Here is a 14784-nt window from a genome sequence, read left to right on the forward strand (position 1 = left end):
GTGCGGTTTCAGCTGCTCGGACCGCTGACCGTGACGGTCGGCGGGTGCCCGGTGCCGCTCGGCGGGGCGAAGCAGCGGGTGCTGCTGGCCCACCTGCTGCTCAACGCGAACCGGACGGTCACGCCCGGGCAGCTCGTCGAGACCATCTGGCCGCGGGAACCACCGACGTCGGCCACCGCCAACCTGCAGACCTACGTCTGGCGCCTGCGCCGCCTGCTGCCGGACACGCTCCTGCGCACGCACGGCCCGGGGTACTCCCTGGTGGCCGACCCCGGAGCCGTTGACGCGCACCGGTTCACCCGGCTTGTCGCCGACGCGAAACGGGCGGACCGCCCCGAAGTCGCGTTGACGCTGCTGGCCGAGGCGGAAGCCCTCTGGCGCGGCGATCCGCTGGCGGACCTGCCCACCGCGCCGGCGTGGGACGCCGAACTCGGCCGGCTCGTCGAGAACCGGCTGGCCGCCGTCGAAGAACGGCTCGCGCTGCAGGTGTCGCTCGGCCGGCACGACCCCGCGATCGCCGAGCTGACCGGGCTGCTGGCCGAACACCCGTACCGGGAACGCCTGTGGCAGCAGTACCTGCTCGCGCTCAACGGCGCGGGACGTCGCGCCGAAGCCCTGCAGGCGTACTCGACCGCGCGGGAGCGGCTGGTCACCGAGCTCGGCGTCGAACCGGGGCCGGAACTGCGGGCGCTGCAGGCCGCGATCCTTTCCGGTGAGCCGCTCCAGGTGCCTTCGGCGGATCCGCGGCCGTTGCGGCAGCTCCCGGCGGACCTGCCGGACTTCACCGGCCGCGACGACTACGTGCGGGACCTGGAGGCCGCCGTCGGCCCGGCGCCGGTGGTGCTGACCGGTGCGCCCGGCACCGGCAAGACGGCGCTGGCCATGCACGTCGCCCACCGCCTCGCCGAGCGGTACCCGGACGGCCAGCTCTACGTCGACCTGGCCGGCACCGGCACCCCGCGCGACCCGGCCGAAGTGCTCGCCGACTTCCTGCACGCCCTCGGCGTCACCGGGAACACCGTGCCGGCCGGGCTCGGCCAGCGGGCCGCGCTGTTCCGCTCGCGGCTGGCCGGACGGCGGCTCCTGCTCGTGCTCGACGACGCCGCCACCGCCGCGCAGGTCCGGCCGCTGCTGCCCGCCGACGCCGGGTGCGCCGTGCTCGTGACGACACGCGGGCGGCTGCCGGAGCTGGCGGGCGCGAAGCACGTCGAGCTCGGCGTGTTCGGCGAGCGCGAGGCTTCCGCGTTGCTGGCCGGGGTCGCGGGCGCGGACCGGGTGGTCGGCGAACCGGCCGAGGCCGCGGCGATCGTGCGCTGCTGCGGGTACCTGCCGCTGGCGATCCGGATCGCCGGGGCGCGGCTGGCCGGGCGGCAGGCGTGGAGCCTGCGGACGCTGCACGACCGGCTCGCCGACGAGTCGAGCCGGCTGAGCGAGCTGCGCGTCGGCGACCTCGGCGTCCGGCCGAGCTTCGAGCTGAGCCTGCGGCAGCTGCCCGCCCGCGCGCGGACCGCGTTCTGCCGCTCGGCGGTGCTGGGCGCGCAGGACTTCCCGAGCTGGGTGGTCGACGCGGTGCTCGGCCGCGAGGACACGCACGAGGTGCTCGACGTGCTCGTCGACGCCAACCTGGTTTCGCTCGCGGGCCGCGACGCCGGCGGCCAGCCGCGCTACCGGCTGCACGACCTGCTGCGGTGCTACGCGGCGGAACTGCTGGCGGCGGAACCGGCGTCGACGCGGCGGGAAACGCTGTCACGCGTGCTGTCCGTGTTGCTGGCCCTGGCGAAGACGGCGGCCGCGGGCCTGCCCCCGGCGTTCGGCGCGATGACGGGACCCGCACTGCCCGCCGCGACCCCGAAGCTGCCCGCCGCGCCGCTCGAGTGGTTCACAGCCGAACGCAAGCTCCTGGCCGGCGCGGTCCAGCTCGCGGCGGACGCGGGCCTCGACGAACTGGCCTGGCAGCTGACAGCCGCGGCGGTCCCGTTCTACGACCTGCGCGGCGCGTACGACGAATGGCGCCGAAGCCATTTGGCCGCCCTCACGGCCGTCGAGGCGGCGGGGAACACGGCGGGCGCGGCGGTGCTGCACCGCGGCCTCGGCCAGGTCAGGCTCTACCACGACGAGTACGAGGCGGCGGTCGCCGACATGGACCGCTCGGCGGAGCTGTTCCGTTCGCTGGGCGACATCCGCGGCGAAGCACTGGCGGTGGCGGGCCTCGGCACGGTCGCCCGGGTCCGCGACCGCCCCCGCGAGGCCCTCGGGTGTTACCGGCGCGCACTGTCCGGGTTGGACCGGGCGGGCGACCGCACCGGCGTCGCCCAGATGCGCAACGCGATCGGCTCGACGTACGCGCTGCTGGGGGAGTTCACCGAGGCCGAGACGTGGCTGCGGCGGGCACGGGATCTGGCGCGCGAGATCGAGGACCCGCACCGGGAGGCGAAGGTCCTGACGGAACTGGGCACCCTGCACCGGGACGCCGGCCGGTTGCCGGATTCCCTGGCGTGCCTGCGGCTGGCGCTGAGCATCCTGGAGGAGCTGGACGACGAGCGCTGCAGCGCGTACGCGTTGCTGGGCATCGGCCAGACGCTGCTGGCGGCGGGGGAGCCGGTCCAGGCCCGCGGGGTGTGCGACCGGGCGCTGCGGGTGTTCCGGGAGACGGGGAACCGGCAGGGGGAGACGACGGGGCTGGCGTTGCTGGAGCAGGCACAGCGCCGACGCACCCCTTCGACCGCGACGCACGCTTGAGAGCCGGCACGCGGTGGACGCCGGTACCGCAGCCGTTCGCCCGGTGGCTGGGGTCGCGCAGGGTGGGGTGTGTGGCGGGTAGGGCAGCGCGGTTCGTTCGCCTGGCGGTCGGGGGTCGCGCAGGGTGGGGTGTGTGGCGGGTAGGGCAGCGCGGTTCGGTGGCCTGGTGGCCGGGGGGCGCGCAGGGTGGGGTGTGCGGCGGGTAGGGCAGCGCGGTTCGTTCGCCTGGCGGCCGGGAGTCGCGCAGGGTGGGGTGTGCGGCGGGTAGGGCAGCGCGGTTCACTCGCCCGGCGGCCGGAATCGCGCAGGGGTGGGCGGTGCGGCGGGCACGGCAGCGCAGTTCGCGCGCCCGCCGGTCGGGTGGCAAGGCAGCACGGTCGCCCGGCGTCCATGTGCGCCCGGCCGCGATCGCGCGCGGTGCGGCCGGCACGCCGCAGTCCGTGCCCGCCCGCGAGCGGCAATTCGCCCGTCGGGCGGGCGGCGGTCGCCGGGCGGGCGGCAGCCGGCCGGCATGTTCGGCTGCGGGATCCTGCCGGCTCCCGGGGGTGGGCAAGAGCGGCGGTCGAAGCCGTGCGCGATCGGGTGCGGTGGCCGTGTGCGCCAGGGCCGGTGTAAGCCCGCACCGCGCCCGGGACCACCGGTGCTGCCGCCCGCCGGTCCCGGGCGTGGCGGGCAGGCGTGGGACTTCGCTCGCCTGGTCGCCGGTGCGCCCAGCCGGAGTCTCGCGTGGCGGGGCGTGCGGCAGCGGTGGTGGGCCGGCACCACAGCCGCACCACAGCCGCACAGCCGCACCGCCGGTCCTCGCCGTCCCTGCCGAACCCGGCGCCGGGCGCAACCCCCAGGCACGCCCGGCGACCCGCGATCAGTTGCTGTTGCCCGGCTTCCAGCCCAGGTAGTTCGCGAAGTACCCCTGCCGGGCGTGGCCGATCGCGCCGTTGACGCTCGTCGCCCACACGCCGCCGCTGCCGTCCGCGATGCCCACGTGGCCGTACGCCGAGATGTTCCAGAACACGAACGCGCCGCGGGGCGGGGTGCCCGTGGTGTGGCGGGCGCCGTCCGAGGAGCGCCAGTGCTCGATCGCGCTCGCGTGGTGGGTCGTGCGGTTCCAGGACAGGCGGGCCGCCTTCTCGCAGTAGCCCTGGTAGGCCGTGCTGCCGTTGCGGCTCGAGTACCACGCGATCGCCTGGTTCGCGGTGCGCGCCGCGGCGAGGTCGGCGGCCGAGTCGGTGAGGACGGCGCCCGGGTCCGCGATGTCGGCCGCGGTGACCTCCGAGTACACCTCCGACGGCGGGGCGGTGGCGGCCGAAGCGACGGTGGCGCCGCCGAAGAGCAGGGCGGCCGACAGCGCGGCCGCCTGGCAGATGGTTCGCATGGGTGTCTCCCTCGGTGGACCGGGACGGCGTGCCCCGGTGTCGGGGAGAACCCTGCGGGTGGCCGCTACACCGCCACTACACCGCCGCTCTCGCCGGTGCTGACGCGAATGAGTGCCCGCCGGCCAGGAATTGTCACGTGCCATCGGGGTGGTGACAAAAAACGAGTCCACGCGCCCAAACAGGCGTGACAAATTCCCCGGCAACGGAAAAGGAGAATGGCCGGTTGGGTAGTTTCCACCTACGATCCGAAAGTCCGTTCGACGATGAAAGGATCCGATATGACGGAAACCCTCGTTCGGAAAACCGGCCGCCGATTCCTCGGAATGGGGATGGCCGCGTTGCTGGCGGGCGCGGTCGCCGTGGTGGCCGCCGGGCCGGCCGCGGCGGCCGAGAAAACGCTCACCTACAAGGGCGGGTTCCCGCTGATCGGGGACCAGCAGGTCTCGGTGGTGGTCAAGGCCGACATCCCGGCGACCGCCACCGCGGGCACGCCGGTTTCGGTGCCGTTCAGCCTCGACGTCGACGCCGGCCAGGCCGCCGGTGACGGCCTGCGGCTCGTCGGCGCCACGAAGGTCTCCGGCGCCATCAAGTCGAAGGTGAACGTCGCCATCGCCGGCCAGTCGGTGGCGATCCCGATCGAGCTCCCGATCCCCGAAACGCCCGTGCCCGGCGAAGGCTCCCTGAAGTTCACCGCGCAGGGCCAGGTCGACTTCACCGTCCCGGCCGGCACCCCGGCCGGCGAAGCCACCAGCAGCGTCGACGCGGCGGCGGCCACCCACGTCGTCACCGACAGCAGCCTCGGCGAGTTCGACGTCGACCTGACGCTCGACCCGCCGGACCAGGACGCCACCCTGGGCACCACGACCGTCAGCTGACGCGGGCGCCCGGCCACCCCCGCCGGAATCCGTCCGGCGGGGGTGAGCCGATGCCGGAATCCGGCACCCGGGAAATGCCGGGATCCACCCGAAACCGTTCCTTCCCAACGGGTTCCTCCCTTAGTAGGTATCGGGTGCACGGGCCGGGCGCGGAGTATTCCGTGCCACCAGATCGCTCTCCCCGGCTGGAGGTCCCCTCCGTGAAAACCATTCCAGGAGTCCTACGTGGACTCGCGGTCCTTTCGGCCGCGACGGCCGCGGCCGTCGCGCTGCAGGCGCCGGCCACCGCGGCCGCCGCGCGCACCGACCTCGGCATCTCCATGCAGGCCCAGCAGAAGGACCAGTGGTGCTGGGACGCCAGCGGCAACACCATCGCCGCCTACTGGGGCAGTTCCCTGACCCAGACCCGGTTCTGCCAGATCGCGCACAACGAATCCGGCAGCGACTGCGCCAACAACCAGGGTTACCTGTCCGACCAGCAGCGGGTGTTCCGCTACCTCGGCTTCTCCAGCGCCGGCACGTACAACTCGAACGGGCAGGTCCTGTCGTTCACCGGCATCAAGAACCAGATCGACGCCGGGCAGCCGATCGGCACCCGCATCGGCTGGCGTTCCGGCGGCGGCCACATGCACGTGCTCTACGGCTACGACAATTCCGGCGGCGCCACCCGCGTCGAATACGGCGACCCGTGGCCGAACAACAGCCGCTACAACTCGATGAACTACGACACCTACCGTTCGAACACCCAGTTCCAGTGGACCCACACCGTGTACGGAATCGAGGGATGAGCGTGCTGCGGAAAGCGATGGGCGCGGCCGTGCTGGCCGGCGCCGCGATGCTCGCCACGACCGGGGCCGCGAGTGCGGCGGACGGCCCCACCGGCACCCCGACCGCCGCGGACACCGCCGCGATCGGGCAGCTGACCGGGAGCCAGGCCACGCTCGGCCGGCTGGCCTCGACGAAGTTCCCCGGGGCCCGCGCGGCGGCCGCGGTGAACGCCGCGAAGGCCGACCCGCGTACCCAGGTCGCGGTGTACGAGCCGACGGCGGCGTTCGTCGAGGGCAAGTCGGACGTCCCCGCCGAGCTCGCCTACGTCGCGGTCCCGGCGCGGACCGGCGACGGTGCGGAAGCGACGGTCTGGGCCGAGCGGCAGGGCCCGGCCTGGACCGTCGTGAACGTCGCGTCCGGCGACTACGAGCAGCGGTACGCCCAGGCCGCGGCCGGCGGCTACCTCCTGCACGAGCCGCAGGTCAACGCCTGGTACGCGGTGCACGGCGACGCCGTGACCGTCCTCGACGGCTCGGTCACCGGCCTGGCCGCGGGCACGAAGCTCGCGCTGACCGACTACCGGGCGGCGCTGCACCGGCGGTACGCGGACAAGCTGCCGGGTTCGGCCTACGACCGCGACGGCGCGGGCGGCGGCTACGGCGGCCGCGAACGCGCCGTCCCGGCCACGGACTCCGGCGACGTCCCGGTGCTCCCGTTCGCGCTCGGCGGTGTCCTCCTGCTGGCGGCCGGCGCGGTCGTGGCCCCGCGGCTGCGGCGCCAGTAGGACGGCCCGCAACGTCATGAACGAGTCGTTCACCACGCCGGACGCGGTGAACGACTCGTTCATGACGTCCGGACCGGCGGCCCTTGGCAGGTGATCATGATCGGGGCACAATGCGCCATGCCCGTTCCTTCGGCCCCGCCGGAACCGGCGCGGCCGAGTGGTTCGGACCTCGCGCTGGTGGAGGCGCTGCAGCGCGACCCGCGGGCGCCGTGGACCCGGATCGCCGCCGCCGTGGGCACCGACGCCACGACGGCGGCCCGCCGCTGGGACCGGCTGCAGGCGGCCGGGCTCGCCTGGCTGACCGCGTACGTCACCGCCCCGACCACGACGGTCGGCTACGTCGACGTCGCCTGCCGTCCGGACGCGCTGAGCGCGCTCACCCAGGAGCTCTGCGGCTGGCCGGCGGTGTTCAGCGTCGAGCGCACGACCAGCCGCTTCGGGCTGTTCCTGTCCTTGGCCGCGCGCGACCTCGACGCGCTGGACGCGCTGGTCACCGGCCGCATCGGCGCGCTGCCCGGCGTCGTGGAGGTGCGGTTCGCCGTCGCCACCCGCGTCTACCGCGAGGGCAGCGGGTGGCTGGTCAACGCGCTGGCCCCGGAGCAGCGGGCGGTGCTGGACGACACCGCGGAGCAGGCCCGGCTGGTCGTCCCGCAGCAGTGGAACGACCGCGACCTGCGCGCGCTCGTGGAGTCCCTCGGCGAGGACGGGCGGCGCAGCTACGCCGAGCTGGCCCGTGATTGCCGGATGAGCGAGTCGGCGGTCCGGCGGGCACTGGCGCGGATGGTGCGCAACCACGAACTCGACTTCCGCTGCGACCTCGCGCACGTCCCGGCGGGCTGGCCGGTGATCGCGGGCTACCGCCTCGACATCCCCGCGGTGGACCTCGACCGGGCCGGCACGGCGATCGCGCACCTCCCGGAAACCCGCCTCTCGGCGGCGGTCGTGGGGGAGGGCAACCTGGTCGTGTCGGCCTGGCTGCGCGAACCGGCCGGCTGCACGGCCTACGAGTCGGCGCTCGCCACCGCGGCGCCCGGCTCGCGCGTGGTCGACCGCGCGATCACGCTGCGGATGCCGAAGCGGATGGGCCGCCTGCTGAGCCCGCACGGCCTCGGCGGCACCCACCAGGCGATCATCCCCGCCCGCTGAGCGTAGGGTCGGAGACGGGATTTCCGGCGCGGTGGAAGGACGTACGGGTGGGCGAATCGAACTGGGCGGGCAACCACACCTACGCCGCGTCCGCCGTCCACACCCCGCGCACGGTCGACGAGGTGCGCGAAGCCGTGGCCGGCGCGAGCCGCGTCAAGGCCCTCGGCAGCCGCCACTGCTTCAACGACATCGCGGACTCCCCGGGCGGCACCCTGCTGGACCTGAGCGCGCTCGACGCCGGCGTCGAGATCGGCGAGGGCACGGTGACCGTCGGCGGGGCCGCGCGCTACGGCGACTTCGCCGAACAGCTGCACGCCGCCGGGTTCGCGTTGCCGAACCTCGCGTCGCTCCCGCACATCACGGTGGCCGGCAGCGTCGCGACCGGCACCCACGGCTCCGGGCGCCGCCAGCCGGGACTGGCCTCGGCCGTCTCGGCGATCGAGCTGGTCACCGCCGACGGCGGCCTGCGGACGTTCACCCGCGCCGACGCCGAGTTCCCCGGCCTGGTCGTCGGGCTCGGCGCGACCGGGATCGTCACCCGGCTGACGCTCGACGTCGTGCCCGCGTTCGACGTCCGCCAGGACGTCTTCGACCACCTGCCGTGGGAAGCGGCGGACCGGCACTTCGACGAGATCGAAGACGCCGGCTACAGCGTCAGCCTGTTCACGAACTGGGCGAACGACACGATCGACCTGGCGTGGGTCAAGAGCCGCGCGGACGCCTTCACCGAGCGGCGCGAGCTGTTCGGCGCGGTCCCCGCCGACGGGCCGCGGCACCCGGCGCACGCCGCCGGGATCACGGCGGGCAACTGCACGCCGCAGCAGGGGGTTCCGGGCCCCTGGCACGAGCGGCTGCCGCACTTCGCACTCGCGTTCACCCCGAGCGTCGGGGACGAGCTGCAGTCGGAGTACTTCGTGCCGTACGAGCACGCGACGGCGGCGATCGCGGCGATCCGCGAGCTCGCCGGCCGGATCGCGCCGCTGCTGCTGGTGTCCGAGATCCGCGCGATCGCGGGCGACGAGCTGTGGCTCAGCCCGTGCCACGGCGGCGACCGCGTCGCGCTGCACTTCACCTGGCAGCCGCGCCAGCCCGAGGTCGAGGCGCTCCTGCCGGTCATCGAGGAGCGCCTGGCGCCCTTCGGCGCGCGGCCGCACTGGGGCAAGCTCTTCCACGCCGTCCGCGGCGACTACCCACGGCTGGCCGGCTTCCGGGAGCTCGCGGCGAGCCTCGACCCCGGCGGCAAGTTCCGGAACCCGTTCCTCGACCGCCACGTCTTCGGCCCGGCCGACAAGCGGTCGTGAGGGGGAAACAGGCTCAGAACACTGTTTCTCACTCACGACCGGCCGCGGCGGGAGGAGCCGTCGTGGCGCGCACGATGAGGTAGGTGTCGAGCACCTGCGCCGTGCGCTCGTCGGCCTCGCCCTCGAGCAGGCCCAGCAGGATCGTCACCGCCGCGCGGCCCGCCGCCTCGGTCGGCATCGCGATCGTCGTCAGCGGCGGCGCGGAGATGGCCGCGAAGACCAGGTCGTCGAAGCCGACCAGGCTGATCTCGTCCGGCACCGGCACGCCGCGGGCGTTGAGCCGCGCGAGCGCGCCGAACGCGACGAGGTCGTTGTAGGCGACGATCGCCGTCACGTCCGCGGCCAGCGCCAGGTCCGCGCCCTGCAGCCCGCCCTCGAACACCGGCGGGAACGGGCCGAACTCGACCACGTCGGTGCCGTGCCGCTCGGCCGCCTCCGCCAGGCCCTGGCGCCGGGCGCGGTTCGCCCAGGACGCCCGCGGCCCGCCCAGGTAGGCGCACCGGCGGTGCCCCAGCGCGGCCAGGTGCTGGACCGCCTGCCGCATCCCGTCGGCGGCGTCCATCACGATCGACGGGATCCCTTCCACCTCCCGGTTGAGCAGCACCAGCGTGGTCTGCCCGGCGAGCGCGCGCAGCTGGTCGTCGGTCATGCTCGGGCTGCACAGCACGACGCCGTCGACCTGCTTCGCCATCCGGCGGACGAGGTTCTGCTCGGTCGCCGGGTCCTCGTCGCTGTTGGCGAAGAGCACGGCGATGTCGTCCTGGCGCGCGCGGGCCTGGACGCCGTTGAGCACGCCGGTGAAGAACGGGTTGCCCAGGTCCGAGACGACGATGCCGATGTGCCCGGTGCGGGCGGCGGGCACCGGCTGGGGCGCGCCCGCGGCGTGGTAGCCCAGTTCGGTCGCCGCGGCCAGTACCCGGGTGCGGGTCTGCCGGCGGACCAGATCCGGTGACGTGAACGCCCGCGACACCGTCGAGATCGACACGTTGGCGCGGCGGGCGACGTCGTGAATCGTGACGGTCACGGCAACTCCTCGGGCTCCTGCACCATGATGAAAACGCCCGGCAGTGTTGTCAACAAATGCTGCAAACCCGTGCCACGTTTCCAGTAAGCGCTATCTCGAATCGCTCGCCGCCGTTCGGAGTACCTTTGTTTCGATGAATTCGACGAACATTGACACCCTTGTCGGGAACGCCTTACCGTGACGACCTGAAGTTTCTCCCGAACGCCTGACCCAGTTCGTCACCTTCCGCGGGGCCCGGCCGGGCCCCGCCGATCGGAGACCCATGTCGGGGAGCCGGAGCCGCACCGCCGCGGACCCGCCGAGGCTGGCCGTCGTCGGCACGTCCGGCTACGCGTTCAGCTACCTGCACCGCGCGCGCATCCTGCACGACGAGGGCCTGGTGCGGTTCGCGGGCATGGCCGACGTCCGGGTGCCCTCGGCCGCCGCGGTCGCGCTGCTGCCCGAGGGGGCCACCGCGCACCTCGGCGTCGACGACCTGCTCCGCCGCTGCCGTCCCGACATCACCGTGGTCGCGACCCCGCCGCACGCGCACGTCCAGGTCGCCGGCGCGGTGCTGCGGGCGGGCGGCGACCTGCTCCTGGAAACCCCGCCGGTGCTCGACCTCGCCGGGTTCACCACGCTGACCCGGCTGGCCGCTGAGTCCGGCGCGGCCTGCCAGACCGGGTTTCAGAGCTTCGGCTCCCCGGCCCTGCCCGTCCTCCGCGCGGCGATCGCCGCCGGCCGGCTCGGGGCGGTCGCGGGCGTCGGCGCGGCCGGGGCGTGGATCCGCACCGACGCCTACTACCGCCGCAACCCGTGGGCGGGCCGCCGGTGGCTCGACGGCGAGGCCGTCGTCGACGGCGCGCTGACCAACCCCTTTTCCCACGCGGTGGCCACCGCACTGCTCGTCGGCGGGGTCGCCGCCCTCGACCCGGCGGAGATCGCGCTCGAGCTCTACGGCACGCGCGACATCGAAGCCGACGACACCGCGTGCCTGCGCATCCGGTTCGACGGCGGGCCCGAGATCGTCGTCGCCGCGTCGCTGTGCGCGGAGCAGGACCACGAGCCCTACGTCGTCGTGCACGGCACGAAGGGGCGCGCGAAGTTCTGGTACAAGAGCCACCGGCTGGAGGTCGACGACGAGCGCGTCCACCTCGGGGAGCCGGCCGACCTGCTGCGCAACCTGGTCGCCCACCACCGGGACCCGGCCGGGGTGCCGCTGCTCGCGCCGCTGGCGCGGACCCGGGCGTTCGCCTCGGTGGTCGAAGCGGTCCGGGACGCGCCGTCGCCGGCGCGGATCCCGGCGGGCTGGATCCGCACGGCGGGCGAAGGCGCGAGCCGGCACCCGGTGGTGCGGGGGATCGGCGAAGAGGTCGCCGTGGCCGCGGACCGGCTGGCGCTGTTCTCGGAAATCGGTGTCCCGTGGGCGAGCGCCGCGGGGACCGCCCAACGCACCGGATAACCCGCGCCGGTGCCCATCGCGCTGGCGGCCCGGACCTTCACCCGGTTGCTGTAAGCGCTTTCTCAGCGTGCCCGCCAATCGTCGGAACCGTTGCGGCACAAGGGTTGTGGTTGCGAATCGACCGTTGACACCGGTGTCGCGCACTGCCTACCGTGAGCGCGCTGACAGCGTTTTCAGAAAGTGCTGACCGGCTGAGGACGGAGAATTCGATGGTGCGGACAACGGTGCGTAGGACCGGGCGCGGGGTCGCCGCGCTGGCCGTGGTGGTTCCCCTGCTGCTGACCGGGGTGGCCGCGTGCGGCTCGGGCTCCGGGACCGGCGACGGGGACGTGACCATCACCTTCGTCTGGTGGGGCAGCGACGGGCGCGCGAACCTGACGAAGAAGGCCGTGGAGCTGTTCCAGCAGAAGAACCCGAAGATCAAGGTGCAGACGTCGTTCTCGGCGTACGCGGCCTACTGGGAGAAGCTGGCGACGCAGACGGCCGGTGGCAAGCCGCCGGACGTGCTCAACGTCGACACGCGCTACCTGGCCGAGTACGGCGGCCGGGGCGTGCTGGCCGACCTGAACCAGGGCGCGGGCAAGGCGGTTTCGCTCGCCGACGTCAACCCGGAGCTGGCCGCGACCGGGGTGTACCAGGGCAAGCGGTACGCCGTGCCGTGGGCGCAGAACACCCCGGCGATGATCTACGACCCGGCCGCGTTCACCGCGGCGGGCGCGGACCCGGCCAAGGGCCTGACCTGGCAGCAGTACGCCGACGCGACGCGGAAGGTGAGCGCCGCGAGCGGGTTCTCCGCACGGGGGACCACCGACTTCGGCATCCTCGACACGACGCTGGAGATCTGGCTGCGCCAGCAGGGCAAGCAGTTCTACACCCCGGCGGGCAAGCTCGGCTTCGCCGCCGACGACCTGCGCCGCTACTGGCAGCTCGCGAGCGGGTTCCGCGACGCCAAGGGCGCCTCGCCCGCGGACGTCACGGCGTCGTACAACACCTCGCCCGAGCAGGCCCCGCTCGGCAAGAAGCTGACCAGCTCGGAGTTCGCCTACGACAACCTGCTGCCCGCGTACCAGAAGGCGAACGGCAAGCCGCTGAACGTCGCGCCGTACCCGAGCGACAAGGCCGGCGACACCGGGCAGTACCGGCGGCCGTCGATGTTCCTGGCCGTCTCGGCCCGCAGCGCGCAGCAGGAGGCGGCCGCGAAGCTCGTCGACTTCCTGGTGAACGACGCCGAGGTGGGCAAGATCGTCGGCACCGACCGCGGGCTGGCCCCGAACCTCAAGGTCCGCGCGCAGCTGGCGGGGTCGGCGACCGGCAACGACAAGACCCTCTACGACTTCGAAGCCGCGCTCGAACCGAAGCTCGGGGCCGCACCGCCGGTGCCGCCGAAGGGTGCCGGCGCGATCCAGAAGCTCCTCCAGCGCACCTACGAAGAGGTCGCGTTCGGGCGGATGAGCATCGACGACGCCGTGAACCGGTTCATGACCGAAGCCGAGAAGGGGCTGTCCTAACCGATGACGACCGTGCGCACCCCGGACCCGCCGCTCGCCCCGGCGACCGTGCGCCCCCGGCGCCGGGACCGGCCGGGCCGACGTCGCAAGAGCCAGCCGGAGGCCTTCGCGTTCCTGACGCCGTGGCTGCTCGGCGCGGTGGCGCTCACCGTCGGCCCGATGGTCGTCTCGCTGTACCTGTCGTTCACCGACTACGACATGTTCACCGCACCGGACTGGGTCGGCTTCGGCAACTTCACGCACATGTTCACCGACGACGACCGCTACCTGCAGTCGGTGAAGGTCACGCTGATCTACGTCCTGGTCTCGGTGCCGCTGAAGCTGACGGTGTCGCTGCTGGTGGCGATGCTGCTCAACACCCGCCGCGGGGCCAACGGCTTCTACCGGGCCGCGTTCTACGCACCGTCGCTGCTCGGCGCGAGCGTCGCGGCGGCGCTCGTGTGGCGGGCGCTGTTCATGGGCGGCGGCCCGGTGAACGAGGCGCTGGCGTTCTTCGGCTGGCACACGCCGAGCTGGGTCGACGACCCGCAGTTCAGCCTGGCGTCGATCGTGCTGCTCGGGGTGTGGCAGTTCGGCGCGCCGATGGTGATCTTCCTGGCCGGGCTCAAGCAGATCCCGGCGGAGCTGCACGAGGCGGCGGCGATCGACGGCGCGGGCGCGTTCCGCCGCTTCCGGCACATCACGCTGCCGATGCTCTCGCCGGTGATCTTCTTCAACCTGGTGATGGAGGCCATCCACGCGTTCCAGGCGTTCACCCCGGCGTTCGTCATCGGCGGCGGCCGCGGCGGCCCGGCCGACGCGGACCTGTTCTACACCCTCTACCTGTTCGAGGTCGGCTTCCAGGACTTCCGGATGGGTTACGCGTCGGCGATGGCGTGGGTGCTGCTGGTGGTGATCGCGATCGTCACGGCGATCGTGTTCCGCACCGCGAAGCTGTGGGTGTTCTACGACGACGCGGAAGGCACGGGGGAGCGCCGATGACCACACTGCCCCGCCCGGCCCGCTCGTTCGGCCGGCACGTGCTGTGCCTGGTGATCGTGGCCGTGGTGCTGTACCCGCTGGTGTGGCTGGCGTTCGCGTCGGTCAAGCCGCCGGACGAGATCCTCTCGAGGCTGGCGCTGCTGCCGACCCGCTTCGTCTTCGACGGCTACACGAAGGGCTGGGAGGGCGCGGCGGACGTCGGGTTCGGCCGCTTCTTCCTGAACTCCTTCCTGGTGGCCGGGTTGTCGGTGGTGGCCAACGTGCTTTCGTGCTCGCTGGCGGCGTACGCCTTCGCCCGGTTGAACTTCCGGTTCCGCGGCGCGCTGTTCGCGTTCATGATCACGACGTTGATGCTGCCCTACCACGTGACGCTGATCCCGCAGTACGTGATCTTCCAGCAGGCCGGCCTGGTCAACACGTTCGTCCCGCTGATTCTGCCGAAGCTGCTGGCGACCGAGGCGTTCTTCGTGTTCCTGATCGTGCAGTTCATGCGCGGCATCCCGCGGGAGCTCGACGAAGCCGCGATCATCGACGGCTGTTCGGTGTACCGGACGTTCTGGCACGTGGTGCTGCCGCTGTCGAAACCGGCGCTGGTGACGACGTCGATCTTCACGTTCATCTGGACGTGGAACGACTTCTTCACGCAGATGGTGTACCTGAACGACACGGAGAAGTTCACGGTTCCGCTGGGGCTGCGGCTGTTCGTGGACACCAGCAGCCAGTCCGACTTCGGCGCGATGTTCGCGATGTCCGCGCTCGCGCTGGTCCCCATCGTGCTCTTCTTCCTCGCCTTCCAGCGCCTGCTGGTGGAGGGCGTGAGCACGAGCGGCCTGAAGGGGTGAGG

12 protein-coding genes are annotated in these 14784 nt (G+C 73.1%); 10 read left to right on the forward strand and 2 right to left on the reverse strand.

Features of this window, described 5'->3' with window-relative positions; genetic code table 11:
• Complete coding sequence (locus ACLJQM_RS20135; protein ID WP_410632341.1) at positions 1 to 2739, forward strand: BTAD domain-containing putative transcriptional regulator; 2739 nt, start codon at positions 1 to 3, stop codon at positions 2737 to 2739.
• An 862-nt stretch (positions 2740 to 3601) separates the two neighbouring features.
• Here the strand turns inward: ACLJQM_RS20135 and ACLJQM_RS20140 are convergent.
• The gene (locus tag ACLJQM_RS20140; protein WP_247023666.1) at positions 3602 to 4111 is read right to left on the reverse strand and encodes a hypothetical protein; all 510 of its coding nucleotides are present in this window, start codon (positions 4109 to 4111) and stop codon (positions 3602 to 3604) included.
• Positions 4112 to 4390: 279 nt separating this feature from the next.
• On the opposite strand from ACLJQM_RS20140, the gene ACLJQM_RS20145 reads away from it, so the two are divergent.
• From ACLJQM_RS20145 to ACLJQM_RS20165, 5 genes are all read left to right on the forward strand, one after another.
• Complete coding sequence (locus tag ACLJQM_RS20145) at positions 4391 to 4987, forward strand: DUF6801 domain-containing protein (protein ID WP_410632342.1); 597 nt, start codon at positions 4391 to 4393, stop codon at positions 4985 to 4987.
• 200 nt (positions 4988 to 5187) lie between these two features.
• Entirely contained in the window at positions 5188 to 5775 is a 588-nt protein-coding gene (locus tag ACLJQM_RS20150) for a papain-like cysteine protease family protein (RefSeq protein WP_247023664.1), read from the forward strand.
• Entirely contained in the window at positions 5772 to 6539 is a 768-nt protein-coding gene (locus ACLJQM_RS20155) for a hypothetical protein (RefSeq protein WP_360769284.1), read from the forward strand. The genes ACLJQM_RS20150 and ACLJQM_RS20155 overlap by 4 nt, the downstream gene beginning before the upstream one ends.
• Before the next feature lie 117 nt (positions 6540 to 6656).
• Positions 6657 to 7685 (forward strand): Lrp/AsnC family transcriptional regulator, encoded by a 1029-nt coding sequence (locus tag ACLJQM_RS20160; RefSeq protein ID WP_410632343.1) that lies wholly within the window; start codon positions 6657 to 6659, stop codon positions 7683 to 7685.
• Positions 7686 to 7732: 47 nt separating this feature from the next.
• On the forward strand, positions 7733 to 8986 hold the full coding sequence (locus tag ACLJQM_RS20165) for an FAD-binding protein (RefSeq protein WP_410632344.1): 1254 nt from the start codon (positions 7733 to 7735) through the stop codon (positions 8984 to 8986).
• A 28-nt stretch (positions 8987 to 9014) separates the two neighbouring features.
• On the opposite strand, the gene ACLJQM_RS20170 is transcribed toward ACLJQM_RS20165, so the two are convergent.
• Complete coding sequence (locus ACLJQM_RS20170; protein ID WP_410632345.1) at positions 9015 to 10010, reverse strand: LacI family DNA-binding transcriptional regulator; 996 nt, start codon at positions 10008 to 10010, stop codon at positions 9015 to 9017.
• A gap of 262 nt (positions 10011 to 10272) precedes the next feature.
• On the opposite strand from ACLJQM_RS20170, the gene ACLJQM_RS20175 reads away from it, so the two are divergent.
• From ACLJQM_RS20175 to ACLJQM_RS20190, 4 genes are all read left to right on the forward strand, one after another.
• Positions 10273 to 11451, forward strand: a complete 1179-nt coding sequence (locus tag ACLJQM_RS20175; protein ID WP_410632346.1) for a Gfo/Idh/MocA family protein — start codon at positions 10273 to 10275, stop codon at positions 11449 to 11451.
• Positions 11452 to 11675: 224 nt separating this feature from the next.
• Positions 11676 to 12959 (forward strand): ABC transporter substrate-binding protein, encoded by a 1284-nt coding sequence (locus ACLJQM_RS20180; protein ID WP_410632347.1) that lies wholly within the window; start codon positions 11676 to 11678, stop codon positions 12957 to 12959.
• Positions 12960 to 12962: 3 nt separating this feature from the next.
• Entirely contained in the window at positions 12963 to 13940 is a 978-nt protein-coding gene (locus ACLJQM_RS20185) for a carbohydrate ABC transporter permease (RefSeq protein ID WP_360769268.1), read from the forward strand.
• Complete coding sequence (locus ACLJQM_RS20190; RefSeq protein ID WP_247023656.1) at positions 13937 to 14782, forward strand: carbohydrate ABC transporter permease; 846 nt, start codon at positions 13937 to 13939, stop codon at positions 14780 to 14782. The genes ACLJQM_RS20185 and ACLJQM_RS20190 overlap by 4 nt, the downstream gene beginning before the upstream one ends.
• Positions 14783 to 14784 lie beyond the last annotated feature (2 nt).

This window comes from Amycolatopsis sp. cmx-4-83 (genome assembly GCF_046548815.1).
GTDB lineage: Bacteria > Actinomycetota > Actinomycetes > Mycobacteriales > Pseudonocardiaceae > Amycolatopsis > Amycolatopsis pretoriensis_A.

Excerpts from the sequence above, each read along its gene's own strand:
- ACLJQM_RS20140 (WP_247023666.1), bottom strand. The coding sequence starts at position 4,111 with ATGCGAACCATCTGCCAGGCGGCCGCGCTGTCGGCCGCCCTGCTCTTC.
- ACLJQM_RS20145 (WP_410632342.1), top strand. The coding sequence starts at position 4,391 with ATGACGGAAACCCTCGTTCGGAAAACCGGCCGCCGATTCCTCGGAATG.
- ACLJQM_RS20155 (WP_360769284.1), top strand. The coding sequence starts at position 5,772 with ATGAGCGTGCTGCGGAAAGCGATGGGCGCGGCCGTGCTGGCCGGCGCC.
- ACLJQM_RS20160 (WP_410632343.1), top strand. The coding sequence starts at position 6,657 with ATGCCCGTTCCTTCGGCCCCGCCGGAACCGGCGCGGCCGAGTGGTTCG.
- ACLJQM_RS20175 (WP_410632346.1), top strand. The coding sequence starts at position 10,273 with ATGTCGGGGAGCCGGAGCCGCACCGCCGCGGACCCGCCGAGGCTGGCC.
- ACLJQM_RS20185 (WP_360769268.1), top strand. The coding sequence starts at position 12,963 with ATGACGACCGTGCGCACCCCGGACCCGCCGCTCGCCCCGGCGACCGTG.
- ACLJQM_RS20190 (WP_247023656.1), top strand. The coding sequence starts at position 13,937 with ATGACCACACTGCCCCGCCCGGCCCGCTCGTTCGGCCGGCACGTGCTG.